This window comes from Sinorhizobium numidicum, assembly GCF_029892045.1.
GTDB lineage: Bacteria > Pseudomonadota > Alphaproteobacteria > Rhizobiales > Rhizobiaceae > Sinorhizobium > Sinorhizobium numidicum.
In genome coordinates, this window is the sequence record NZ_CP120367.1 from 831,196 (window position 1) to 855,761 (window position 24,566).

General features: G+C 59.7%; 22 protein-coding genes. 9 read left to right on the top strand and 13 right to left on the bottom strand.

From position 1 onward, the window contains the following. The first annotated feature begins 472 nt into the window (after positions 1-472). Entirely contained in the window at positions 473-1,210 is a 738-nt protein-coding gene (locus tag PYH37_RS04020; protein ID WP_280732136.1) for a hypothetical protein, read from the top strand. On the opposite strand, the gene PYH37_RS04025 is transcribed toward PYH37_RS04020, so the two are convergent. Beyond that, positions 1,197-2,606 carry an ISNCY family transposase gene (locus PYH37_RS04025; protein WP_280732137.1) on the bottom strand — a complete coding sequence of 470 codons (1,410 nt, stop codon included), beginning with the start codon at positions 2,604-2,606 and terminating at the stop codon, positions 1,197-1,199. The two genes, PYH37_RS04020 and PYH37_RS04025, sit on opposite strands and share 14 nt — an antisense overlap. A gap of 853 nt (positions 2,607-3,459) precedes the next feature. Then, entirely contained in the window at positions 3,460-4,641 is a 1,182-nt protein-coding gene (locus PYH37_RS04030; protein ID WP_280732520.1) for a glycosyltransferase family 4 protein, read from the bottom strand. A 699-nt stretch (positions 4,642-5,340) separates the two neighbouring features. On the opposite strand from PYH37_RS04030, the gene PYH37_RS04035 reads away from it, so the two are divergent. Beyond that, complete coding sequence (locus tag PYH37_RS04035; protein WP_280732138.1) at positions 5,341-6,267, top strand: sulfotransferase family protein; 927 nt, start codon at positions 5,341-5,343, stop codon at positions 6,265-6,267. 196 nt (positions 6,268-6,463) lie between these two features. Next, entirely contained in the window at positions 6,464-7,933 is a 1,470-nt protein-coding gene (locus PYH37_RS04040) for a pectate lyase (protein ID WP_280732139.1), read from the top strand. Positions 7,934-8,135: 202 nt separating this feature from the next. Here PYH37_RS04040 and PYH37_RS04045 read toward each other — a convergent pair whose 3' ends face one another. From PYH37_RS04045 to ehuR, 11 genes are all read right to left on the bottom strand, one after another. Beyond that, on the bottom strand, positions 8,136-8,495 hold the full coding sequence (locus tag PYH37_RS04045) for an aminotransferase-like domain-containing protein (RefSeq protein ID WP_280732140.1): 360 nt from the start codon (positions 8,493-8,495) through the stop codon (positions 8,136-8,138). A 198-nt stretch (positions 8,496-8,693) separates the two neighbouring features. Beyond that, entirely contained in the window at positions 8,694-9,698 is a 1,005-nt protein-coding gene (gene doeB, locus PYH37_RS04050; RefSeq protein WP_280732141.1) for a N(2)-acetyl-L-2,4-diaminobutanoate deacetylase DoeB, read from the bottom strand. 5 nt (positions 9,699-9,703) lie between these two features. Then, positions 9,704-10,885, bottom strand: coding sequence for an ectoine hydrolase DoeA (gene doeA / locus PYH37_RS04055; RefSeq protein ID WP_280732143.1), 1,182 nt, complete (start codon positions 10,883-10,885; stop codon positions 9,704-9,706). A 34-nt stretch (positions 10,886-10,919) separates the two neighbouring features. Next, on the bottom strand, positions 10,920-11,909 hold the full coding sequence (gene eutC / locus PYH37_RS04060; protein WP_280732144.1) for an ectoine utilization protein EutC: 990 nt from the start codon (positions 11,907-11,909) through the stop codon (positions 10,920-10,922). Continuing rightward, positions 11,906-12,910, bottom strand: a complete 1,005-nt coding sequence (gene eutB, locus PYH37_RS04065) for a hydroxyectoine utilization dehydratase EutB (protein ID WP_280732145.1) — start codon at positions 12,908-12,910, stop codon at positions 11,906-11,908. Before eutB ends, eutC begins: the two co-directional genes overlap by 4 nt. Beyond that, positions 12,907-13,692, bottom strand: coding sequence for an ectoine utilization protein EutA (gene eutA, locus PYH37_RS04070; protein ID WP_280732521.1), 786 nt, complete (start codon positions 13,690-13,692; stop codon positions 12,907-12,909). Before eutA ends, eutB begins: the two co-directional genes overlap by 4 nt. A 2-nt stretch (positions 13,693-13,694) precedes the next feature. After that, entirely contained in the window at positions 13,695-14,357 is a 663-nt protein-coding gene (gene ehuD, locus PYH37_RS04075) for an ectoine/hydroxyectoine ABC transporter permease subunit EhuD (protein ID WP_280732146.1), read from the bottom strand. Positions 14,358-14,359: 2 nt separating this feature from the next. Next, entirely contained in the window at positions 14,360-15,019 is a 660-nt protein-coding gene (gene ehuC, locus PYH37_RS04080; protein WP_280732147.1) for an ectoine/hydroxyectoine ABC transporter permease subunit EhuC, read from the bottom strand. Positions 15,020-15,111: 92 nt separating this feature from the next. After that, entirely contained in the window at positions 15,112-15,963 is an 852-nt protein-coding gene (gene ehuB / locus PYH37_RS04085) for an ectoine/hydroxyectoine ABC transporter substrate-binding protein EhuB (RefSeq protein ID WP_280732148.1), read from the bottom strand. 61 nt (positions 15,964-16,024) lie between these two features. Then, a complete protein-coding gene (gene ehuA / locus PYH37_RS04090; RefSeq protein WP_280732149.1) occupies positions 16,025-16,810 on the bottom strand; it encodes an ectoine/hydroxyectoine ABC transporter ATP-binding protein EhuA in 786 nt (261 codons plus the stop codon). A gap of 123 nt (positions 16,811-16,933) precedes the next feature. Beyond that, the gene (gene ehuR, locus PYH37_RS04095) at positions 16,934-18,319 is read right to left on the bottom strand and encodes a MocR-like ectoine utilization transcription factor EhuR (RefSeq protein ID WP_280732150.1); all 1,386 of its coding nucleotides are present in this window, start codon (positions 18,317-18,319) and stop codon (positions 16,934-16,936) included. A gap of 105 nt (positions 18,320-18,424) precedes the next feature. On the opposite strand from ehuR, the gene PYH37_RS04100 reads away from it, so the two are divergent. The 6 genes from PYH37_RS04100 to PYH37_RS04125 all read left to right on the top strand — a co-directional run bounded on the left by PYH37_RS04100 (position 18,425) and on the right by PYH37_RS04125 (position 24,536). Further along, positions 18,425-18,907: an Lrp/AsnC family transcriptional regulator gene (locus PYH37_RS04100; RefSeq protein ID WP_280732151.1), complete on the top strand. Its 483-nt coding sequence runs from the start codon at positions 18,425-18,427 to the stop codon at positions 18,905-18,907. Positions 18,908-19,024: 117 nt separating this feature from the next. Further along, entirely contained in the window at positions 19,025-20,521 is a 1,497-nt protein-coding gene (locus tag PYH37_RS04105; RefSeq protein WP_280732152.1) for an NAD-dependent succinate-semialdehyde dehydrogenase, read from the top strand. Between the two features lie 25 nt (positions 20,522-20,546). Next, positions 20,547-21,923 (top strand): aspartate aminotransferase family protein, encoded by a 1,377-nt coding sequence (locus tag PYH37_RS04110; protein ID WP_280732153.1) that lies wholly within the window; start codon positions 20,547-20,549, stop codon positions 21,921-21,923. Between the two features lie 11 nt (positions 21,924-21,934). Further along, positions 21,935-23,008, top strand: a complete 1,074-nt coding sequence (locus tag PYH37_RS04115; RefSeq protein ID WP_280732154.1) for an alcohol dehydrogenase family protein — start codon at positions 21,935-21,937, stop codon at positions 23,006-23,008. Between the two features lie 207 nt (positions 23,009-23,215). After that, positions 23,216-24,145, top strand: a complete 930-nt coding sequence (locus tag PYH37_RS04120) for a hypothetical protein (RefSeq protein WP_280732155.1) — start codon at positions 23,216-23,218, stop codon at positions 24,143-24,145. A 178-nt stretch (positions 24,146-24,323) separates the two neighbouring features. Continuing rightward, positions 24,324-24,536: a hypothetical protein gene (locus tag PYH37_RS04125; protein ID WP_280732156.1), complete on the top strand. Its 213-nt coding sequence runs from the start codon at positions 24,324-24,326 to the stop codon at positions 24,534-24,536. The last annotated feature ends 30 nt before the right edge of the window (positions 24,537-24,566 follow it).

A 24,566-nucleotide genomic window follows, 5' to 3' on the forward strand; every position in this document is an offset into this window, starting at 1 on the left:
TTGCCACACGGAGGTCAATGGAAGGCTTCCATCGAGCCGCGCCGGGCGATCAGGACCGTCAATGACCTCCGACAAAACGCGATCCGCTGCAGGTCGCGCTCGCTCATCGCAATCAATCCCATCCGCAATCTCCCACGTCATTGAAAACGCGGGGAGAGTGACATTCTTACTTTGCAGGAACAGGACACTTTAACTTTGCGGCTACATGGCGTGTGGCGGCCATGTTGAAATGTCCGCTGTGGCGCAAAGTAGAAATGTCACTTTGGATACGTCTTCAGCCATTTAGAAATACGACACTCGGCATCTCCACTTGCGCTGAGGCAAGCCCCCGACCGGACCGGCTGGGCCGGGTTGCAAGGGAAGGGAGGGGGCGGCTGAAGGGCACCCCTTCGGCTTTAGCTTTCTCAGTTTCATTTATTGCGTTCCTGGTAGATGTTGCAGGCAGCTGTATGTGCTGGGCCAGGATCTCGCGATGCTTCCGGAAATCAGGCTGATGGGTGATGTCGATGTAGCCGCGCTGTCGCCGCTGCTTCGCGGGATGATCGTGACGATATCCTATGCCGACACTCACAATGGCATTGGATTAACAGCGACGGGCGCCATGAATCGCAAGTTCGTGCACTGGGCCGCCGTTCATTTCGATTGGCCCGGGTACACATTCGAAGACCTGTACAGGATGAATAAGGTCCTCAATGAAGCCGACATGCCGCCGCTCTGGGTGGTACGGGATATGGTCCGACATCTAAAGCTTCTTCGCCGGAAAAAAGACGTCCTGCTGCCCACAAAACGTGGCCAGGACTTTTTGGCGAGACCGCAGGCCTTCTTCGATCTGATCGCGACGGATTACCTTTATGCTTATATCCACCACGGGCAGACGCAGGAGGCTGTCCGCAATCGGATGCGTTGGTGGCACGTCTTTCTCAATCTTATCAATATGAAAGCAGAAACGGGCTGTTCGTTGGACGAACTGGCGAACGAGCTATACCCGAGCGAATCGTACCCGGAGCCAGCAGAAATGACTGTCGAAACCTGGGCGGAAAGGTCGGCGCTCCGCTACGATATCATTCGCCCGCTGTGCTGGCTGGGATTGCTGCACGAAGAACGCGAGGGGCTGACTATTTGGCAGCACGGAACCTACCACAAGACACCCTTGTGGCCTGCCTGTTTAAAGCTGGAATCAAACATGCATTCCGAGTTTATTCTCCATTGAACTGTGCCGGGTAGGGTTGCCCTTGCTCCACCGCACTTTGCTGGGAAAGCGCCTGCCGCCGCCGAGCAATGATCGCGGGATCGTTCATGAAATCCGTCCGCTTGCCCGGCTTGCGACCGCGCGGCGTGTAGCCAATCTTCTCGCTGTTGGTCTTCACCTTCGGCGCCGGCCGCTCGTCCTGGCGCTCCTTGATATAGGCCAGCACATCGGAAAGCCGCTTGTTCTCGGTGATCGCCGCATGCGTCACCCGCTGGTCCTTGTCGAACACCCGGCAGGGCAGGGAATGCCCCTTCCAGCGCACATCCAGCCGGCCATCGGCGAAAGCGTAGGTCTCGACATAGCGTCCGACCAACCCACGCGTCACCTCGTTCTCTTCCAGCATGATCCGCTGGCGCTCGTAGGAGAACGTCAGTTGCGCACCGACATAACGCTGCTCACGTTTGCACAGGACCTCGCGCAGCCGATCCGGGGCAAGGTTCATCGGCCGGTGCAGGTCATCAGGCCGGGCAGGGGAAATGGCAAACTGCCGGTTATAGCGCTCCATGAACCGAGGCAGGAAAGCGTTGCCGTCGTCCATCCCGCAGATGCCCTCCAGACGCAGATCCTTGATCAACCGATCCTGTAGCGTCCGGTTCATCCGCTCGACCCGGCCCTTCGCCTGGCTCGAGTTTGCGCAAAGAATCTCGATGTTTAGCTCTGAAAGCGCACGCCCGAACTGCGTCATGCCCTGGCCGCCCTTGGCGTCTTTCTTCGCCACCCGGAACACCGAATGCTTGTCGGAATAGAAGGCGACCGGAGCACCATGCGCCTTCAGATAGAGCTCCAGCGCCTCGAAATACGTAAACGCGCTTTCCGATCGTACGAAGCGCAACTGCATCAGCTTGCCGGTCGCATCATCGATGAACACCAGCAGCGAACATGGGGCACCGCGATCTTCGAACCAGCGATGCTCGGAACCGTCGATCTGCACCAGTTCACCATAGGCCTCGCGCCGCGGCCGCGGCTGGTGAAAGGTGCGGCGCTGCTTGCGCGACAGCCACAGACCGGCCGCCGCCATCCATTGGCGCAAGGTCTCGCGCGACACCGTCAGCCCGTCGCGCTCGGCAAGCTTCTCGGCCGCCAGTGTCGGACCAAAGTCCGCATAGCGCTCGCGCACGATCGCCATGGCATAATCGCGCACGCCGTCGCAAATCCGGTTGTTCGATGGGCGGCCGATCGCTCTGTGCCGGATCGATGCCGCACCATCCGTCCGGATCCGCTCCAGGAGCCGGCGAACCTGACGCGTGCTCAAGCCCAGGACATGCGCCGCCGACACCAGCGTCATGCGGCCGTCGACCACCTTCGACAAAACCTCAATCCGCTGCAGGTCGCGCTCGCTCATCGCAATCAATCCCATCCGCAATCTCCCACGTCATCAAAACGCGGGGAGAGTGACATTCTTACTTTGCAGGAACAGGACACTTTAACTTTGCGGCTACATGGCGAAGTCGCATAATGTACATTATGGAACTTCAACCGCGCATCGCACCGATGAAGTACGATTATCAACCGTCAGGATTTTGAGAGCAAAACTCCACGGTGGCGCGGCATGCAGCAGGTGGACAGGGTCTGGATTTGAACTGGAGACGACATATCGAGGTATGTTGCTTCTATCTACTTTACGAGATCACGAGCAACCGCGCATGCGCATCCACTCAAATCGTCTAGCAGTTCCGTCGGCGCTTCAAAGAGACTGAGTGCTTATCTGCACACTCATCGCTCTCGTGATGGGTATGCCAGCGATAGACCCAGGCGCTGAAGCGCGCCCAAGGCAACCGCCATTGGTTCCGGACTGCTCTACTCCGCCGTGAAGGTTGCGCTGCTCGCTGCGTCCACAACAATCGGCTGAAATAATTACGAACGGCGAATGAACTGATCGAGAACGAAATGCGACGGCTAGTACTTATGGGCTATGCTTTCGCCCCAGGGGTTAAGCCCGCTTGAGCTCCAGAGGTGGAACTTACCTCCTACGGCGGCGTTTATTCCGGCCGCTGTCAGTCGGAAGCATCACTGATCAGAAAACCGCAAAGTCGCATAGCGCGCTAAAACGCCCGCGTAGAAACAGCACGCTCAATCACTGATAGATGAAATGTGCAATTTGCGAAAATAGCCGCCAAAATGACGTTGAGGTGCCGTTACCCGACCGGTCTCTGACACTATCGCCTCACACACCATCCCAATTTTGACCACAGGCATGGGAGTGTATTCGCTCAGAGCACTGGATATTGTCGAAACCCACCCATGAGCTCTTCGTATACCAAGGTAATTGCGTGCACGTGACGCTCGACACTGAAGCGGGCGCGTGCTTCGATACCGGCTGTTTCCACGATGTGACGGTGATAGGCAGCATTGTTGAATAGTTTTAAACAGGCCTTGGCGAATTCGTCGGGATCATCTGGGCGAACGAGCATGCCGGTCTCTCCGTCTTCAACCACTTCTGGATTTCCACCTGAGTTGGCCGCGATGACTGGTGTGCCTAACAACATTGCTTCAACGAGCGTTCTTCCCAGAGGTTCATTCACGGCCGTTACTAGAAGAGCATCTAGCCCTGCCATCCAGGGTTCGCTCGGATAGCGAAAACCCATAAAGTGGATGGATCTACCAACTCCAAGCGCTTCGGCGCGCGACCTTGCAGCATCATCAAGTCCGTTGAACGCGTTCCCGAAGAACAGACCCGCAACTTTGATCTCTGGCGCCAACCGCTGTAGGGCCGCAATGGCCTCAACAAACAAGATTGGCCGCTTGCGATCCACCAAGGTTCCCACATATCCGAGAAGCCTTGTTTCGGGCGAACACCCAATCGCAGCTACCACTTTGTTGCGAGCGTCTTCGCGTTCGATGCCGGTCATTTTCATAACGTCGAATGGACTATGAACGACACTGCATTTGCCCGCAGCTGAGAAAAGCCCAGGGCGAGGCGATGCAAATTTCGATACGGCTACTAGACGGCTGGGCAGCCAGGGCGCAATGCGGCGCAACCCAAATGAAGATGCATCGCCGCGGTGGTGCCAGAGATGTTTCGATCCAGCGAGGCGTGCTGCAAGACCCCAGACGAGATGTGTACGACCGTCATTTGTGTGCACTATTGCGGTACTTTTGCCTTTCAAAAATCTCACAAGTGCAGGAACAGTTCGCGCTACATTGACAACTGCCGTGGCGTTGCGCGCGCCCGCCCGCTCCAAACGGTTTAAAACCGGAGCGGCTTCAAAATCGATACCCTCTCGACGAAACAGATCTGCAACTGGCCCATCCGTATGATGCAGCACAACCAATGGCACGAAGCGCGAGCTGGGGAGATTTCGTATTAAGCCAAGTGCGGACATGTGGCTCCCGCCAACAAAGTCTCCTATAAAAGGAAAGCACACAACCACTTGATTGCCGCCTTCCCTCATGCTTGGCGTTCTCCATCGGAAAAAATCGTAGTCGCTACGCGATACGGGCACCTGGGTGATCTTACCCAATTCAGTCTGGATGGTTTTTCCGACTTTTGCAATATATCGGGTCAACGAGTGTCGATCTTTGGTGCCATAAGGAAGTGTGGAACTCGGTCGGTCTGGCAAGCCGGCCAGAAAAGCCTCCATCCCGGAATATACAAGGTTGGCGTAGAGATTATAATGAAGTAAGTTCAGCACGATCGACAGCAAACCCGATCGGATTGTTAAGCTGACGTTGGATTGATATCTTTTGTTTCATTTATTTCATTCGTAGACGAGCCAGGGCAGGTACATAGGCGGTCAATTCGCGGCGCAAATGGAAATGACAGCTATTCGGTGCAGTCTGTGTGTCACGTCCTCGGTGAGGGTGTGACGACTCCGTTTCTGCCGATCCGGAAGAATCGAAGGCGGTGCGGCAGTAATTGGCGAGGCATTTGGATAGGACCGGATTATATTGGCGGCCACGGCAACGAATATTCGTGACGACCATCGGCCAGACATGTTTCGTTGCTGACCCGGGTAGCCGCGCCAGTGATCAGCAGGCGAAACATAAGAGTTATTCCGGTGCGTATGCCCAGCATCGCATGCGCACAGGCAAAGGAAATTGGAAGCCAAGCTCAACACCACGCAAAAGGCACTAGCAAGAGGAAGGCTGATATGATGCCCTCGCAATCAGTTCGCGCCGTCTATATTGCAGGTTACGGACGCAGCGGATCGACTATACTCGACATTGCATTGGGGCAGCATACTGCCGTGGTGGGAGCGGGGGAAATAACGTCGCTTACACGGCACGTTTGGCGCCACAATGAATATTGTGCGTGCGGCAAGACAACTCGCGACTGCTCCTTCTGGAGTGCAGTTTTACAAGAGTGGTCCGAAGGTTGGGATTCTGAACTTATGTCGGAGTATTGCGCACTTCAACAAAGGTTTGAAGGATTGCCCGTTTTCATAAAAGTACTTTATGGTATTGGGCTCGGAAAGCAATTTACGCCATATGCCCTTCACACAAAACGTCTATTCAACGCAATGCTGTCGTGTTCTGGCAAGCAGTTGATTCTCGACTCTTCGAAGCTGCCGGGGAGAGCGATGGCGCTTGCGCAGATCCCGGGAATTGACATGCGTGTCATCCATCTGGTGCGCGACGGGCGCGGAGTGGCCTGGTCATTGCTGAAAGGTTATGAGCGTGACACAAAATCGGGTTTGCAGAACGAGATCAAACCAAAATCTGTATTCAGGACAGCTTTGCGATGGAGCATAGTCAATCTGGCAGTCGAATATCTATCGCGAAAGTTAGGCCCACAAAAGGTCATGCGAGTGAGATATGAGGATTTCGCGTCTAATCCGGTTGCAGTTATGCAGCAAATCGGGACATTTCTTGAGCTTGACTTAAGTCAAATCGGTTCATCTCTGCAAAACGGGGAGCCCATGGGGCCGGGACACCAGGTCGCAGGGAATCGATTGCGTATGAAGCCATCGATCGCACTCACTAAGGACGAGTCGTGGCGAACACGCATGCCAGCCGGTCAGCAGGTTTCCTTTCAGCGGCTGTGCGGCTGGATGCTCAGACGCTACGGCTATCTTTGAGCAGTCGGCATCATCTCTTCGGCGGGGTGTCATATGCTGGTTGCCTATTTAGCGGTTTCGCGAAGATCTCGAACGACATAACAGCCAGCGGCGACATTCGTCGTGACTCTGCGAACCCAGCGCCTCCGAGCACCTGCCACTGGCGATTACACTCGGGAAAGATGAATTTTCAGCTTCGACTTGGTGGCACAAGGGCATGAGAAAAATGACTCAGTCGCGTAATGTAAATGCACATCGTTTAACGGTCGCTCGCTGTCTGATGTTGGCGGGGCTGCTCTGCGGATCATGGATCGGGCATCCGCGGGGAGCTATTGCCCAGGCTGCAACGGTACTCGATGAGCCTCTTTCAGCTACGCTTCCAGACGGTAGACAACGCGCCTTCCCTACCGCCGAAGGCTTCGGTGCCGGTTCTCTAGGCGGCCGAGGGGGAAAAGCGATCTATGTCACTAACACGAACGAATCGGGCCCAGGTTCTTTGCGTGACTGCATCCAAGCGTCTGGGCCGCGCATTTGTATTTTCCGCACGGGCGGTACCATTGTTCTTCGCGAGGCCTCGCTGGTTGTTCGAAATCCGTTCTTAACCATTGCCGGAGAGACAGCGCCTGGCGGCGGGATCGCTATCCGGAACGGTGAGACACAACTCCGTCCTTCAATTGAAATTTTGACCAATGATGTGATCATCAGACACATTCGACTTCGCCCTGGTCCGCATGCGCGTGAGACTTGTTGTTCCGGGGGCCTCGGACTGTACTCTGAGGCGGCGAAAAATATCATGCTTGATCATATCTCGGCCAGTTGGGGATCCGACGAAACGATCGATTCGGAAGATGCCACTGATTTCACTTGGCAGTGGGGAATTACGAGCGAGCCGCTCCTGCGAGGTGGGCCGGGGAAAAAGAACCGCGCCCGCAACATGTTGTTCACCAAGGGTGGCAACATCTCCGTGCACCACTCCCTCTTTGCTTTTGGCAAGTTCAGAAATCCACAGGTAAAAATGAAAATCCCCGGCGCAGTTGCCGATATCGTGAACAATGTTTTTTTCTCGCCAAAGTGGGAATATGTCGTAAGCTTTGGCGATGAATGGGGTCATATCCACGCCAATGTAATCGGCAACTACAAGATTGCAGGAGAGAAATTACTGGACGATCACATGGTGCATATTTTCGATGAAAGCGGGCTTGGGCACTCAATTTATCTCAAGGATAACTACGACGAACCTTATCGTACTGAAGCCGACCAGGATGACAGCTTAGTCGTAGCCGAGGATCAGAGACGGTTTGTTGCGGCAACACCATTTGATGCGCCGACGATCCGTACCTCCGCGCCTCTGAGTGCCTACGAAAGCGTCCTGGCGAATGCCGGTGCAACAAAGCCTGAACGCGATACAGTCGATAGACGCATCATTGAGGAAGTCAAAAATCGCAGCGGGCGATTGCTCAAAACGGATCCGAAGTTCGTCGGTGGATGGCCGGAGCTTGCTGGTGGGGTGCCGTATCCCGATGGTGATATCGACGGCATTTCAGATGATTGGGAAGTCAAAAACGGCATGGACCCGACAAACACGAACGATGGCCAAAAGGACAGTGATAGCGATGGATGGACAAACCTCGAGGAGTTTCTTCATTTCATGGCCGGTGATACTGAGAGGCTAACGACCTTAGATTGAAACTAGCTCCATACGGGGCCGGCGCCAGCTAAAGTACGCCGGTCATAGCCCGCGAGCCTCGATGTTTCTGGTCCATACGCTCGTTCGTTTCAAAAGCTACATGCCCGAAACCGCATCTTTTTGGAAGAAGCTCGGGATTGTTCGATAAGCTCCCCGGATTTCCTGCAAGGGGCCGCGCTCGCTGGGCCTCGTCATGTTCATTTCATGCGTGCCCGATCAATGCCCGTGGGTGGTCGGCCAAGGTCGAGGCTACAATCCGTAAGGCTGTTGCGAGTTCCTCGCGCGACGAGGCGCAGCCGATGTTTATCCGTACTGCGTGCTCAACGGGCTGACGATCACAGGCGAAGGCGCTTGCGGGCATGACGCCAGCGCCATGGGCACGCAGATTGGCGGTGAAATCTTCCGAACGCCAAGGCGCCGGCAAGCGCAGCCATATGAACATGCAGCGAGGATCGGCTGCGAAGGAGTGACCGGAGAGCAACGTGGACACCAGCGCGCCGCGGGCACGCAGTTCTGTGACCTGCGCTTTGAGGTCGCTTGCGCCGTACCGTCCTCTAGCCAACGGCTGGCTACGAGCAAGGACAGAGGCGCGCGCTCGCCCAGCATCGGCCCATCGACATCGCTAACGTTCAAGCTCGCCGAAGCAGTGCGGGTTAGCTCCGCTCCGAGAACCTGACTTAACGTCTCCGAACATAGGGCCCGAACATAGGGAATGACGGGATGTTCCGTGTTACCTCAAGACTGAACTAACACCGTCTTCTTAGACCAGAACCGCCAAAACGGCGCAGCAATCGCCCGGCTTGATCAGCCCCGGATAGTGGCGTGCGACCAAAAGGCCGTCCATCTTGGCGCTCACCTCCGACGGCTTGGCGCCCGTTCGTCCGGTCGGATAGATCCGCGCGATCACGGAACCGCGTTCGACCGCTTCGCCAAGGTCTATCATGAACTCAACCAGCCCGGCCTCCTCGGCAAAAGCGAAACAGTCATCCCCCGGCATGTCGAGCCATTGGCTCGATTGCGCCTCGACGTCGCCCTTGATGATGCCCGCGTGCCGCAGGACATTCGCCGTTCCGCGCTTGGCGATCGCTGCGGATCTGGCTGTTGCTGAACCGCCGCCGCCAAGCTCCGTCGTGATGAAGATCTTGCCCATCTCCTCGGCAGCGGTGTCGTACATGCCGACCGCATCGATTTCGTGCATCTTCATCGAATAGGGGGCGCCGAATGCCCGGACGAATTCGAAGGCCTTAGCCTCCTGAGCCTTGTCCGAGAGGATATGCGCTGCGCAGAAGGGCAGGAAATCGAGGGTCCTGCCGCCGGAATGGAAGTCGAGAACGATGTCCGCGAGCGGCAGCAGGACACGCTGGAAATAATCGGCGATCTTCTCGGTCACCGTGCCGTCCGGCCTGCCCGGGAAGCTGCGGTTCATATTGCCTTTGTCGATCGGCGATGTCCGGGTCTGCGCCAAGAAGGCGGGATAGTTCATCGCCGGTAAGATGATGACCCTCCCCCGCACCTCGGCGGGATCGAGCTTACGCGCCAGATCGAAAAGCGCGATCGGGCCCTCATATTCATCGCCATGATTGCCACCCGTCAGGAGGGCTGTCGGGCCCTCCCCGTTCTTGACGACGGTGATCGGGATCATCACCGAGCCCCAGGCCGAATCGTCGCGGCTATAAGGCAGGCGCAGGAAACCATGTTGCACGCCATCCGCTTCGAAATCGACGGTGGCGCTGATCGGCGATGGCCGCAAGTGCTGATCCGCCATGTCTCTCAGTCCTTGACCATCAACTTGCGCGGCACGTCGGCCAAGCATTCGACGCCGGTTTCCGTAATGAGAATGCTCTCGGTCGTCTCGAAGCCCATATCCTCAAGCCAGAGTCCGGTCATGAAGTGGAACGTCATGCCAGGTCTCAGTTCCGTCTTGTCGCCGGGCCGCAGGCTCATCGTGCGTTCGCCCCAATCCGGCGGATAGGAGAGCCCGATCGGATAGCCGGTGCGGTTGTCCTTGACGATGCCGTATTTCTTCAGAACGGCGAAGAAGGCATTGGCGATGTCCTCGCAGGTGTTGCCCGGCTTGGCGACGGCGAGCCCAGCCGCCATGCCTTCGAGTGTCGCCTTTTCTGCATCCAGAAAGGCTTGCGTCGGCTCGCCGAGGAAGACAGTGCGCGACAGCGGCACGTGATAGCGATTGTAGCAGCCGGCGATCTCGAAGAAGGTCCCCTCTCCCCTCTTCATCGGCCGGTCGTCCCAGGTCAGGTGCGGCGCCGAAGCCTCCTTGCCTGAAGGCAGCAGCGGCACGATCGCCGGGTAGTCGCCGCCGATTCCGTCGATCCCGCGGGTGCCAGCATCATAGATTTCGGCGACCAGATCGCATTTGCGCATGCCGACTTCGATCTTCTCAAAAATGCGCGCATGCATGGTCTCGACGATGCGGGCGGCGTTGCGCATGTATTGAATCTCGGTCTCGCTCTTGACCGCGCGCTGCCAGTTGACGAGCGCGGTTGCATCGGTGAAGCGCGCATTCGGCAAATGCTTCTGCAGCGAGGCGAAGGCGGCCGCCGAGAACCAGTAATTGTCCATCTCGACGCCGATCCGGAGCGAACCCCAGCCGCGATCCGCGAGGACGCCGGAGAGATAATCCATCGGGTGGCGCTCGGTCGACTGCACGTAGTGGTCGGGATAGCCGATGATGTTCTCATGCTTGAGATAGGCGGTCAGCTTGGCGCCGTTGGCGTCTTGGCCGCGACCGAACCAGATCGGCTCGCCCGAAGGCGGCACGATCACAGCCTGGTGCACATAGAAGGACCAGCCGTCATAGCCTGTGAGCCAGGCCATGTTGGAAGGGTCGCTGACGATCAAGAGCTCGACGCACTTTGCTTCCATAGCCTGTCGGGTCTTCTTGAGCCGCGCTTCATATTCCCCAAGGGAGAATTTGAGGTTGGATTGGATCATGTTTCTTCCCTCGTTTTTCCCGGCTGGGCCGGTCTCAGCTTTCGAAAGTCGTTCCGGCGTTTGCCGCATTGGCCCGCGCGAAGGCGAGCGTGGCGATAGCGGTGTCCTGAATGCCGGTTCCGGTCAGGTCGGCAATCGTGACCTGTTGGGTGTTCGTACGTCCGGGTCTTACGCCGGCGATCACCTGCCCGAGCTCCGCGAAATCCGCGTCAGGCGACACGAGGCCGGCGGCAATCCCGTGATGCAGCTCGCCAAGCCGGCGCGTCTGTTTGAGGCTGTCGGCGACATAGATGCTCCCGACAATCGCGGCCGGATCGATTTCGTTCTTGTGCTCTGCATCGGAGCCCATGGCGGTGACATGCTGACCCCGCTGCAGCCAATCGGCCTTGAGGATCGGCGCTTCCGATGGCGTGGTGGTGACGATGATGTCGGCGCCCGAGATCGCCACCTTCGGATCGACCTCCGCCTTCACAGCAAATCCGAGCCTGACGGCAAGCTCATGTGCTGCCGCTTCCGCCTTGACTGCATCGCGAGCCCAGATGCGGGCCTCACGTATAGGCCGCACGAGCGCCAATGCTTCGAGCTGGAGCTTCGCCTGCATGCCTGCGCCGAAGATCGCCGCGACGGAAGAGTCCTCCCGCGACAAATACTTGGCCGCAACCGCGCCAGCTGCCGCCGTGCGCACATCGGTCAAATAGCCATTGTCGAGCAACAGCGCCTGCACGAGCCCGGTTCGGCTCGACAGAAGCACCATCATGCCGTTGGTGCTCGGCAGGCCGATCTTCGGATTGTCGAAAAAACCGGGGCTGATCTTGATCGCAAAACCTTCTAGGCCTGGCACATAGGCCGTCTTCACGTCCACTTCGCCGCGATGCTCCGGGATATCGAGCCGCAGGATCGGCGGCATCGCCACGGCCTTCGTGGCGAGCGCGTGGAAGGCATTCTCAACGCAGGCGACCGCGTCGCTGTCGAGCGGCACGATCGTGCGCAGCTCCCTTTCGGTCAAGATCTTCATCCGTGTCACGCTGCCTCCTCGCGAAAGGGATCCGTTTCGCCGTTCATCACGCGCAGATGCAGGTCCATGTCGACATTGCGGCCGGAAAGGATCACGGCGACCGGGCCGTCAATGTTTTTGATCTTGCCGGCGAGGAGCGCCGCAATGCCGACGGCGCCCGCTCCCTCGACGATCTCCCGCTCCTGGCGATATGCATGGCGCATGCCGGCGGCGATCTCGGCTTCCGTGAGCAGAACAATGTCGTCGAGCAACGCATGGCACATTTGAAAAGTGACGCGATTGTCGAGCCCTATGCCGCCACCGAGCGAATCGGCGAGGCTTGGCCGTTCCTCGACGAGCACCGGTTTGCCGGCGGCGAAGCTCGCCTTCATCGCCGCGCCGCGCTCCATCGTCAGGCCAATAATCCGTGTCGTCGGCTTGCGCGCCTTGATCGCCGCGGCCACGCCGGCCCCCAGTCCTCCGCCCGAAACGGGTATGAGCACAGTGCCAGCATCGGGCATCTCATCGATAATCTCGAGTCCGAGCGTCCCCTGCCCTGCGACCACCGCCGGATGATCGAAGGGCGGTATCATGACGAGACCCTTTTCAGCGACGAGCCGCTCGACCTCCTCCTGCGCCTCGTCCTGGGACTTGCCGACGATACGAACATCGGCGCCAAGGCGACGGATCTCCGACACTTTGTTCTCAGGCACGAGGCGCGACATGCAGATCGTCGCCAGCGAGCCTTCGGCCTTGGCCGCATGGGCAAGCGCGCGTCCGTGGTTGCCGGTGGAGGCCGCAATCACGCCGCGTGCCCTCTCTTCGGCAGAAAGCGAAAGCACCGCATTCGTGGCGCCGCGCAGCTTGAAGCTGCCAGTCGCCTGGTGATGCTCGAGCTTCAACCCAACGGTGACGCCGCAGAGTTTGCTGAGCGATGCCGAAGCGACGAAGGGCGTGCGTAGCAAGCGGCCGGAAATGCGGCGCGCCGCAGCTTCGATGTCATCGATTGTCACGGGGAGAGAAACGCTCACGGCCATTCCCCCTCCAGCGGCAGTGCCATCAGCCGGCCGAGCGCCGGCCGCGCTTCCTGGTCGCCGCAGAGACGAAGGCAGGCCCAGGCCGTGGCGAGATTGCTGCTTACGACGGGTTTGCCGATTGCCGCCTCGATTTCGGCAATGACGCCCGCCGCGCGAACGGCAGTGCAGGAAATGAAGAGGGCATCGGATTCTGGCGCCGTCGCTTCCCTCGCAAAGGCGACGATCTCGTCGGGCGCGATCCGCGCCATCTCCCGGTCGTCGGCCAAGCCCAGGCAGGTGAACTTATCGACCTCGAAGCCGAGTGCGGCGAAATAGTCCGCCATCGGCCGGCTGGTCTCGATCGTGTAGGGCGTCAGCACCGAGATGCGCTTGGCGCCCAAGGCCCTCAAGCCTTTGACCGCCGCAGCCGTCGGTGTCACCACGGCCGCCTCCGGCTTGGCGGCATTGATCGCTGCGGCGATCTCCTTGTCACCAATAACCACGGAGGCCGAGGTGCAGGAATACATGACGGCGTCGAGCGCCTCACCTGGCAGGATCAGCGCTGCGGCCGCCGTCAGGGAAGGCTGCATCGCCCGGAGGTTCTCCGGCGTGACCGGGTTGGCGTAGGGGACGCGCGCGACATAGATGCCGATGCGATCCGACGCCACCAAACGCTGGAAGTCCACTTCCGTCGTATGGTCCGTGGCAAGAATGATGAGGCCGATGCGCTTGTCGAGCGGCCGATGATCAAGGCGCGGTGTGCGCGCCGCGAGCGAAAGGGCGGCAGGTTTTTCCATCATCAGCGTTCTTCCACCCGGGCGTAGCGCTCTTCCAGCCAGCGCAGGAAGAAGACCGAGATCAGACTCATGATCAGGAAGAACACGCCCACCAATGTCATTGGTTCGATGTAGCGATAATTGCTGTTGGCGATGCTCTTTGCCTGGTTCATGAGTTCGAGCACTGTGATTGCCGACAGCAGCGGTGTCTCCTTGAACATGGCGATCAGATAGTTGGCAAGCGCGGGGATCATCGGCGGGATCGCCTGCGGCAGGATCACATGGACCCATGTCTGAGGTGCGGTGAGATTCGTTGCCTTCGCCGCCTCCCATTGGCCACGCGGAACATTCTCGATCCCGGCGCGATAGACCTCGGCGGCATAGGTGCCGTAGTGGATGCCGAGGCCGATGACACCGGCAACCAGGGCCGGCAAACGGATGCCAATGTCAGGCAGCACATAGAAGATGAAATAAAGCTGCACGAGCAGCGGCGTGCCGCGGATGAACTCGACCGCAAAGCTGGTGGCACGCGCGATCGGCGCAGGCGCGGTCATGCGCAGGATCGCGAAGACTAGGCCGATTACCGCGGCGACAGCGGCGCCGAGTACGGTCGCAATGATGGTGATCTTCAGCCCCTCTATGAGGGTCGGCATGATCTGCCGGACGAATTCCCAATCCCATTCCATGATCAGGCCCTCACACCTTCGAGGCCGCGGCTCGCGCGCCGTTCCAGCCAGCGCATCCCGAGGGAAATCAGCCAGGCCATGACGAAGTAGAGCACCAGGATCGTGGCGAACGGTATCAACGTGCTGCCGGTTTGCGCACGCACCACCTGGGCCTGGAAGGTCATGTCGGTGAGCGAAATCAGGGAGACGACGGCGGTTCCCTTCAAAAGCTCGATCGCGTTGTTGCCGAAGGTCGGCAACATCAACGGCAGCGCCTGCGGCAGGATGATGTGACGCATCGCCTGGCTGCGCGTGAGATTGAGTGCAATGCAGGCTTCTCGCTGCTCTCGGCCGATCGCCTTCACCGCGCCCCGCACGACTTCCGCGCCATAGGCGCCAACGTTGAGGCCGAGCGCCAGCACTCCGGCCTGCAAGGGCGTCAGCGTGATGCCGGCAAACGGCAGGACGAAATAAACCCAGAAGAGCTGGACGAAAATCGAGGTGCCGCGGAAGAACTCGATATAGGTCGTGGCAAGCGCGCGAACCGCCATAAAGCGGCTGAGGCGGCCTAGCCCGGCTGCGAAGGCCACCACGACGGCGAGCGCCGAGCCCATCAGGGTTAACTGAACAGTCACCCATGCGCCCTGCAGGATCAATCCGATATAGCCGGACCAGTCGATCATCGTTCAATTATTCCAGTCGGATTTGTTTCGCTTGCGTGCCAAGTGCGCCTCCCTCCGCTAGTGCGAAGGGAGGGCAGATGGGTGGCTCAAACCTACTTCGCGGCGCAGAGCTTCTCGCGCGTGGTCGACATCGCGGCCTTGGCCGAGAAGCCGTAGGGTTCGATGATCTTCGCGAACTCACCCGACTCCTTCATCTTGGCGAGTTCGACATCGAAGGCATCGCGCAACGCCTCGTCGCCTTTCCTGAAGGCGGCGCCATCGCAATAGACCGGCGCACCTTCGACCGGCGCCACCACTTCGATGTTCGGATCATTCGCCTTGGAGACGAGGTCATTGATCGAGAGAACCGGCAGTGAATAGACGTCGATGCGGCCGTCCTGCAGCATCTTCAGTCCGCTCTGGCCATCCGGCACGACGATGACGCGATCGCGCGGCACGCCAGCTTCGAGCGCGAGCTTCTCCTCGGTACCGCCGCCGGGTGCGCCGATTTTCGCATCCGGGTTGTCGGCGATGTCCTTATAGCTCTTGAGCCCGAGCGGATTGCCCTTCTTCAGCGCAAAGGCCTCGGCATCGCAGAGGATCGGCTGGGAATAGGCAACGGCCGCGCAACGCTCCGGCTTCATGAAGAGACCGGCGGTGATTGCGTCGTGCCGGCCTGCCTGCAGACCCGGGATCATCGCGCCATATTCGGAGATGGAAGCGACGACGTCCGGAACGCCAAGCCGCTTGAAGATTTCTCGGGCAACATCCGGCGCAGCACCGGAGACCTTGCCGTCAGCCCCGACTGCCGTAAAGGGCGGCTCGTTGGCGATGGCGATACGCGCGAAGCCCTGTTCCTTCAGTTCCTCCAGCTTGTTTTCATCTGCCGCAGCAGGTGTGGCCGCAGCAACTGCCATCAACGCCGTGGCACCTGCCGCCATTGCCATGAATTGTCTCAGTTTCATTGTTCCCAACTCCTCTGTTGTTCTCTTGCTGTTTTGTTTTGAGGCAATGTCGGCCCTACGGTCAGACGCGGTGCCCTGCCGCTATGATCTTGCGCAGGAAGGTTTGCGTGCGCTCCTGCTTGGGATGCCGGAAAATATCCTCGGGCCTGCCCTCCTCGACGATCTTGCCGCGATCGAAAAAGAGCACCCGGTCTGCGAAATCATGGGCAAAGCCCATTTCATGGGTGACGAGAAGCATCGTCATATCCGTCTCAGCCGCAAGCTTGCGCATGACGTTCAAGACCTCCTCGACCAATTCCGGGTCGAGGGCGGAGGTCACCTCGTCAAACAGCATGATCTTCGGCGACAGCGCCAGCGCCCTGGCAATGGCGACGCGCTGCTTCTGTCCGCCGGAAAGCTGCGCCGGCATGCTCTTCGCCTTATCGGCCATGCCGACCATGTCCAGAAGTTCCATCGCCCGCCTCTCGGCTGCCGCGCGCGCCATGCCCTTCGTCAGCATCGGCGCCAGCGTCACATTGTCGAGCACGCATTTGTGGGGAAACAGATTGAAGTGCTGGAAGACCATGCCAATCTTCTCACGCATTTTATGAAGATGCCGCTCGTCGGCGGGCACAAGGCTGCCCCCCTTCTTGATGTGGTAGAGCTGCTCTCCATCGACCTGAATGAAGCCGTCGCTGATCGTTTCCAGCGTCATCAGAATGCGAAGGATGGTTGTCTTGCCCGAGCCGGACGGGCCGATGAGGGCGAGCTTTTCACCCGGCATCACCTCCATGGACAGGCCGTCAAGCACGGTCAGTGGACCGTACCTCTTGACGATATTGTCGATGCGGATGATCGGCTCGGGCATTCGCGTCTCTCTCCCTTTGAGACAGGCAATGTCCTAACGATGGTCCGCTTCCGAAATCATGTCAATTATAATAATAATATCATGACAATTATTCTGTCGATGCCCAAAGCTTGGGCATCGTCCTCAAATCACGAGCAGCAATGCCTCCGGATCGCCGAGTGCCAGTGATGCGACGATACCGAGACCGGTGCGCAGTTCCTGCTCGGTGGTCGAGCCGAGCGATATGCGGACTGCCGGGCGCCAGCCGCTGTCAGCGGTGCGGAAGGAGGCGCCCGGTGCGATTGCAACCCCGCGCAGACGCGCCTGTGAGACAAAGGCGTCCTCGGAGTGCCCCTCGGGCAGCGGCAGCCAAAGATGCAGGCTCTGCGGGTGGGTGCGATGGGCGAGACTGCCGAGCGTCTCCTCGGCGATCGCATGGCGAGCGGCAAGAGCCCGGCGCTGCCAATTGACGAGTTCCATCGCAGTGCCGTCGCTCACCCAGCGCGTGGCGATCTCGGCGATCGACGGTGTCGCCATCCAGTTCGATACGAGATGCCGGTTGGCGACGGCCGCAACGTAGCGGTCGGGCGCCGCAAGATAACCGATCCTGAGCCCCGGAACCGTTATCTTGGTGAAACTCGTAACATAGAGCGTGCGTTCAGGCGCCAGGGCGGCAACGGGTGGTAAGCGCCCTTCGACCAGCGGGCCCAGAATATCATTCTCGATGATGGCGATGTCATGCCGCCGTGCCACCTCCGCCAACGCGGCGCGCCGTTCGGCGCTCATGAGGGTCGCGGTCGGATTGATCACCGATGGCTGCAGGAAAATGGCGCGAATGACGCCTTTCCGGCATGCCTCGTCCAGGGCCTCGGGCATCATGCCGTCGTGGTCGATCGGCAGACCTTCCAGGTGAATGCCGAGATAGGTCGAAAGCGGCACCAGCGTGTGATGGCTGATCGCCTCGGTGGCGATTGTTGAACCCGGCGGTGCGACGCTCATCAGCGCCACCGTCATGGCCGACGTCGCGCCGTTTGTGAGGCTGATATTGAGCGGCGAAACATCAAGGCCGCAGCGTGAAAGCCATTCAGCCGCGACATTGCGGTGGCGCGGGAACACCATGTTTGGCCGGAAGGAAAGAGCGGAACTCGGCGGCAGGTTCTCCGCAAGCCAGGCGAACGCCTGACGCATCTTTTCGAGATGGATCTGTTCGCAAACGGGCTTGAGGATCGATAAATCGATCACTTCGCCGAGCCGCTCCGGCAGATAGGGCGGCTCCGGCTCCCGCGGCCGCGTTTGTACGAAGCTGCCCCGGCCAACCTCGCCCGAGATTAACCCCCGTCGGATAAGCTCATCATAGGCGCGGCTCACCGTCTGCACGGAGAGCTTAAGATCGTCGGCGAGCTTACGGTGCGTGGGCAGCCGCGTACCGTTCTGAAGCCTGCCCTCCTGAATGGCGCGGGCAAACTGTTCGGCCAGCGATAGATAGGCCGGGCGGCGCAACTGAGCGGTGTCGGGCATCCAATTTGTCATGATTTAAACACTGATGAAAATCAGCTCAATTGACAATGCAAAAATGAACACCCAATGTCTTTTCCCGAACTTTGACCTGAATGGGGATCGACGGAAGGCATCCGCATGAAACTTGACGCGATCGATCTGCGGATCCTGGAGGCGATCCAGGCTGATGGGCGCATCACCAAGCTGGCGCTCGCCGAGAAGGCTGGCCTGTCGCCCACGCCTTGCTGGATGCGGCTCAGAAAACTGGAAAAGGCCGGCATCGTCACCGGCTATCATGCGCGCGTCGCCCTGCGCCGGGTTGCACCAGTGGCCAGCGTGATGGTGGAGGTTACACTCGGCAACCACCGGCAAGCGGATTTCGACCGTTTCGAGCGCGCCGTCGCCGCAATTCCCGAGATCGTCTCCTGCTGGTCGGTCGGCGGTGGCGTCGACTATTTCCTCAAGGTCGTTACATCAGACATTGACGCGTATCAGCGGCTGGTCGACGAGTTGCTCGAGCGCGAACTCGGCATCGAGCGCTATTTCACCTACATCGTCACGAAGACGGTCAAGGAGGAGACCGTGCTACCGCTCGGCACGCTATTGCCGCTGACGCACTAGACAATCTCTCTCGCGAGAGACGCTTCTTTGGTCAAAGTCTCTCTCGCATAGCGACTGAATGGACAATCTCTCGCAGCGACGATGCCAATCTGTTCGCAACAGACGAGGAGATCCGAGATGAACGCCGTTTTCGCGCGCACCACCTTTCATGACGCCTTGAAGCACTTGAACGATCGGCAACTGCTGCGGGAGCTCGCCTATAGCGGCGGCCGCTGGATCGCTGGAGGTGACAGCAAGAGCCTGGAAGTGCGAGACCCGGCAACCGGCGCGACGCTCGCTTTCGTTGCTGCGCTCGATGCCGCCCAGACATCGCAAGCGATCGACGCTGCGGAAAAGGCGTTCAGATCCTGGCGCGACATGCTCCCGCAAGCGCGCGCTGCGATCCTGCGCAAGTGGCACGACCTGATGCTCGCGGCCCGCGAGGACCTTGCCCTCCTGATGACGCTGGAACAGGGTAAGCCACTCGCCGAGTCGCGCGGCGAGATCGATTACGCGGCCTCTTTCATCGAGTGGTATGCGGAGGAAGGCAAACGTCTCAACGCCGAAAGCGTGACGAGCCATCTCGCCGGTGCAGAAATGATCGTCCGCCGTGAGGCGCTCGGCGTCGTCGGCGTCGTCACACCCTGGAACTTTCCCTCCGCAATGATCACGCGCAAGGCGGCGGCAGCGCTTGCCGCCGGCTGCACTGTGGTTGCGCACCCCTCCTCCGAGACGCCGCTCTCTGCCCTCGCCTTGGCTGAACTCGGTGAACGCGCCGGCCTTCCGGCCGGTGTCTTCAACGTCGTCACCGGCAATGCCGCGACGATCGTCGGGCGGATGAGCGAGGATGCCCGCGTGCGCGCCATGAGCTTCACTGGGTCAACTGAAATCGGCAAGCTGATTGCGGGCCAATGTGCTCCGACGATGAAACGGCTGGTCATGGAGCTCGGCGGTCATGCGCCGCTGATCGTCTTTGCTGATGCCAATGTGGAGAAGGCGGCGGATATTGCAATTGCCGCGAAGTTTGCGACCTCCGGACAGGACTGCCTTGCCGCCAACCGCATCTATGTCGAGCGGCCGATCCTCAAATCCTTCAACGAGGCTTTCGCCGCGCGCATTGCTCGCCTGCAGGTGGCCTCCGGGCTTGAGCCAGGCACGGATATCGGCCCGCTGATGCACGCGCGCGCCGTCGCCAAGGTCGAGGAGCAGATAGCAGACGCTTTGAAGCGGGGCGCGAATCTTCTGGCCGGCGGAAAGCGTCATCCTGCAGGGCCGCTGTTCTTCACGCCGACACTGTTGAGCGATGTGCCGGATGACGCACTGATCATGCGCGAGGAGACATTCGGCCCGGTCGCTGCCGTCACCGCCTTCGACAGCGAGGCAGAAGTGATCGCCCGAGCCAACGATACCGCATATGGGCTTGTTGCCTATGTCGTTACGGAAAACGGGGGCCGCCAGATGCGGCTTGCCCGGGCCCTCGAATACGGAATGGTCGCGATCAACCGGGTGAAGATCACCGGCGGACCGATACCGTTCGGCGGATGGAAGCAATCCGGACTCGGTCGCGAGGGCTCCCGGCACGGCATGGAGGCCTTCACCGAACTCAAATATCTCTGCATCGACACCGCCGCCTGACCCTGATTTGACGAAAGGAAAGACCATGCTCGAAAGAAGCAACGAACTCACCGCCTGGGATCGCGATCACTTCTTCCATCCGTCCACCCACATGGGGACGCACGCGCGCGGCGAGACCCCGACCCGCGTCATCGGCGGCGGCGAAGGCGTTTACATCACTGACATTGCAGGAAAGCGGAGCCTTGATGCCTTCGCGGGTCTCTACTGCGTCAATGTCGGCTACGGCCGCCAGAAGATCGCCGAGGCGATCGCAGAGCAGGCAAAGAATCTTGCGTATTATCATGCCTATGTCGGCCACGGCACGGAGGCATCCATTCGGCTTTCAAAGATGATCATCGAGCGGGCGCCTCAGGGCATGTCCCGCGTTTATTTCGGGCTTTCCGGTTCAGATGCCAACGAAACCAACATCAAGCTGATCTGGTATTACAACAATATCCTCGGCCGGCCGGAGAAGAAGAAGATCATCTCGCGCTGGCGGGGCTATCACGGCTCGGGCGTGATGACCGGCTCATTGACCGGCCTGCAGCTCTTCCACAATGCCTTCGACCTGCCGCGCGCGCCGATCCTGCATACGGAAGCGCCCTATTATTTCCGCCGTCCCGACCGCTCGATGAGCGAAGAGCAGTTCTCCCAATATTGCGCTGACAAACTGGAGGAGATGATCGTCGCCGAGGGACCGGATACGATCGCCGCCTTCATCGGCGAGCCGATTCTTGGCACCGGTGGCATCGTGCCGCCTCCGAAGGGCTACTGGCAGAAGATTCAGGCGGTGCTCGAAAAATACGATATCCTGCTCGTCGCTGACGAGGTCGTGACCGGCTTCGGCCGTCTTGGGAGCATGTTCGGCTCCGATCATTACGGCATCAAGCCGGATCTCATCACCATCGCAAAGGGACTGACCTCGGCCTATGCGCCGCTTTCCGGAACGATCGTGTCGGACAAGGTCTGGGAGGTGCTGGTGCGGGGTTCCGACGAGCTTGGTCCGATCGGGCATGGCTGGACCTATTCCGCACACCCGATCTGTGCCGCGGCCGGCATCGCCAATCTCGAGCTGATCGACGAACTCGGTATCGTAGAGAATGCCGGTTCGACGGGTACCTATTTCCGGACGGAACTGCAAAGGGCCGTCGGCGATCATCGCAACGTCGGCGAGGTGCGTGGCGACGGATTGATGGCGGCGATCGAATTCGTGGAGGATCGCGACGATCGCAAGTTCTTCGATCCCGCCCGAAAAATCGGGCCGCAAGTGGCGACGGCGCTTGCCGAGCGCGGTGTCATCGGCCGCGCCATGCCGCAGGGCGATATTCTAGGCTTCGCTCCGCCGCTATGTCTGACACGGGAGGAGGCCGATATCGTTGTAAAAGCCGCAGCCGACGCGGTCCAGTTCGTACTCGGCCGCTGAGGAGAACGCACATGATGCATTCTGTTCCGAAGACCATGGCCGCCGTCCAATTGACGGGACATGGCGGACTGGACAAGCTTGTCTATCGCCGGGACGTCGCCGTGCCGGTTCCCGAGGCAGGCGAGGTCCTGATCAGGGTTACCGCCTGCGGCATGAACAACACCGATGTCTGGGTGCGCCAAGGCGCCTATGGGACGGAGGATGATCCGTCCGCTGTCTCGACCTGGCGGCGGCAGGGCAACACGCTCACGTTCCCGCGAATTCAGGGCACCGACGCCGTCGGACACGTCGTGGCTGTCGGTGACGGGGTCGACGAGGCCCGCATAGGCGAGCGCGTCATGGTCGATTTCTCGATCTACAACCGCGACGACGACAGTTTGGCCGACATCGACTACATGGGCCATGGCCGCGACGGCGGCTATGCCGAATACATGGCATTGCCCGCCGAGAACGCTCATGTGGTCGCAACCGACCTCACGGATATCGAGCTCGCGACCTTCTGCTGCGCCTACTTGACTGGCGAACGCATGCTGGAAAGAGCGAGGCTTTCGGCTGGCGAGCGAATTCTCGTCACCGGCGCATCCGGCGGCGTAGGTTCCGCGATCATTCAGCTCGCCCGCGCCCGCGGCGCCATTCCGATTGCCGTAGCGGGTCCCGGCAAGGAAGCCGCCATGCTCGATATAGGCGCCGAGGCCGTCGTTACGCGCGGTCGTGGCGATCTCGCTAAGGCCGTGCATGAGGCGGTGAGAGGTCAACCGATCGATGTAGTTGCCGATCTCGTAGGTGGTCCTCTTTTCAACGATCTCTTGAAGATCCTCCGCCCGGAGGGCCGCTACACCACCGCAGGGGCTATCGCCGGTCCTGTCGTGCAGCTCGATCTCAGGACGATGTATCTGAAGCAATTGGAGCTGCACGGATCAAGCCAGGGCAGCCGCGCCGATTTCCGGCGGCTGGTGCGATATATCGAGGAGAAAAAGATCCGCCCACTTGTTGGCGGCGTCTATCCCTTGTCGGAATTCCATCGGGCACAGACGGATTTCATGGCGAAGAACTTCGTCGGCAAGCTCGTGGTCATGCCGGACTGACGGTTTATCGCTCCCGGCTGCTCGTGCTTGCGCAGTTCACGTTGCTTCGTTGAACGGTATTCCCGTGCAGCGAAGCGTCCGTCTGCCAGATTTTCCTATCTGGCGCGAAACCGTGATAGCGACTTCAGCTCCGCTCCGTATCCGGACGGTGAACCAACAGGGCGGGCACACGTTTCTATCGCGAGATAGTATGCGCGCTACAAGCTTATGGTGGACAACAACCATCGGTCTGCTCGCCGGGAGGAAGAAGCGCCTGGTGCTTCGGCCGCCTTTCCGTATGACCGGATGACGATCGAGCGCTTTCGAGAGGCTTTTCCACGCGCGAGATGGAGTGACGAGCGCAAGAGCTGGTTCGTCCCGGGCAAGACCGCCGCTCGCAGAATCGAACGCTGGCTGGCGCAAGAGGCCGAACGGCTAGATGTGCATGGCGACCTCAAGGGCCGCGACGCCTATGCGTTCGATCCGATCACAAGTCCCTACCTCGAGATCGGCGAGGACCTGCGCGTTCGCACACCCTATTCGAAGAGGGTTATCGAAGAGCTGCGTGCCGTCCCCTTCGCCCATTGGGACGAGGAATTACGGGTTTGGCACGTGCCGTTTCGGTCCTATGAGGAGTTGCGCCGCCGTTGGAATAAGATCGAAGAGGCAGCTCGACGCAGCGAGCCTGAAGAGAGGCGAAGACGGCGCGAGGCGGAGAAGAACTCCGAAGCGCAGAAGGCCGCCCGGGCGCGTTCTGCCGAGCGCCGCCGCCATCGCTATCCGCTGCTCGCCGAAACACTGCCGCCGATAGATCGCCCCGTATCGACGGAGCGATACGGCATCGTCGTCTTCATCGACATTTCAGGTGAAGTGGCCGAATCCTCGGCGCTTGAGGCCTTCTACCCGCATACGATCCATGGGCTTGACTATGTGTGGGGGAGCTGGCGGCCAGCTACCCTGTCGGAGCTTGTCGCAACTTGGCCCGCACGCCGCGAACCAAACCCCTTGGAACGCTCGCGGGGTTGGTGGCAGCCGACGCTCCCTGAGCTCAGGGTGGCGCGACGCAGCGCGGTCGCTGGAGCGTCGCAAAAGAAGGCGCAACGCGTCCAATTACGGGATGACGGGCCGCGAAATCCGGAAATGATCGCGGCAGCTTGACCTCCGGCGCGTTGAAGACCTGCCGCTGCGAGACCGAATTCTCGCATAGGCAATTCAAAACGTTTATAAAGTTCGAAATAGCATCTCCCGGGAACGTCCGGGCGCCCGGAGCGTTTCCGATTGGTAGTGTTGAGGTGGCGAGTTGGAGTTTCCGGGAATGAGACCTGGAGTAACGGCCATGGAACAGACGAACGCGCGCAGATTGGCAGAGGAATATCTACGTCTCGGCGGCCATCGCCGGGTAGCGATCGACGATAATCAGGTATCCATCAGAAGCTGGGAGCCGGAGCCAGCGGAAGCCGAGGCGTTCTGGAAGAGGAACGTGGAGCCGCTTGCCCCCGAGAGGCAGCGCGAGGTGGAGCTATTTTTGCCGACGATCAATCGCGCATGAGGAAAAGCCGTAAATCTTGCATGGTCGACC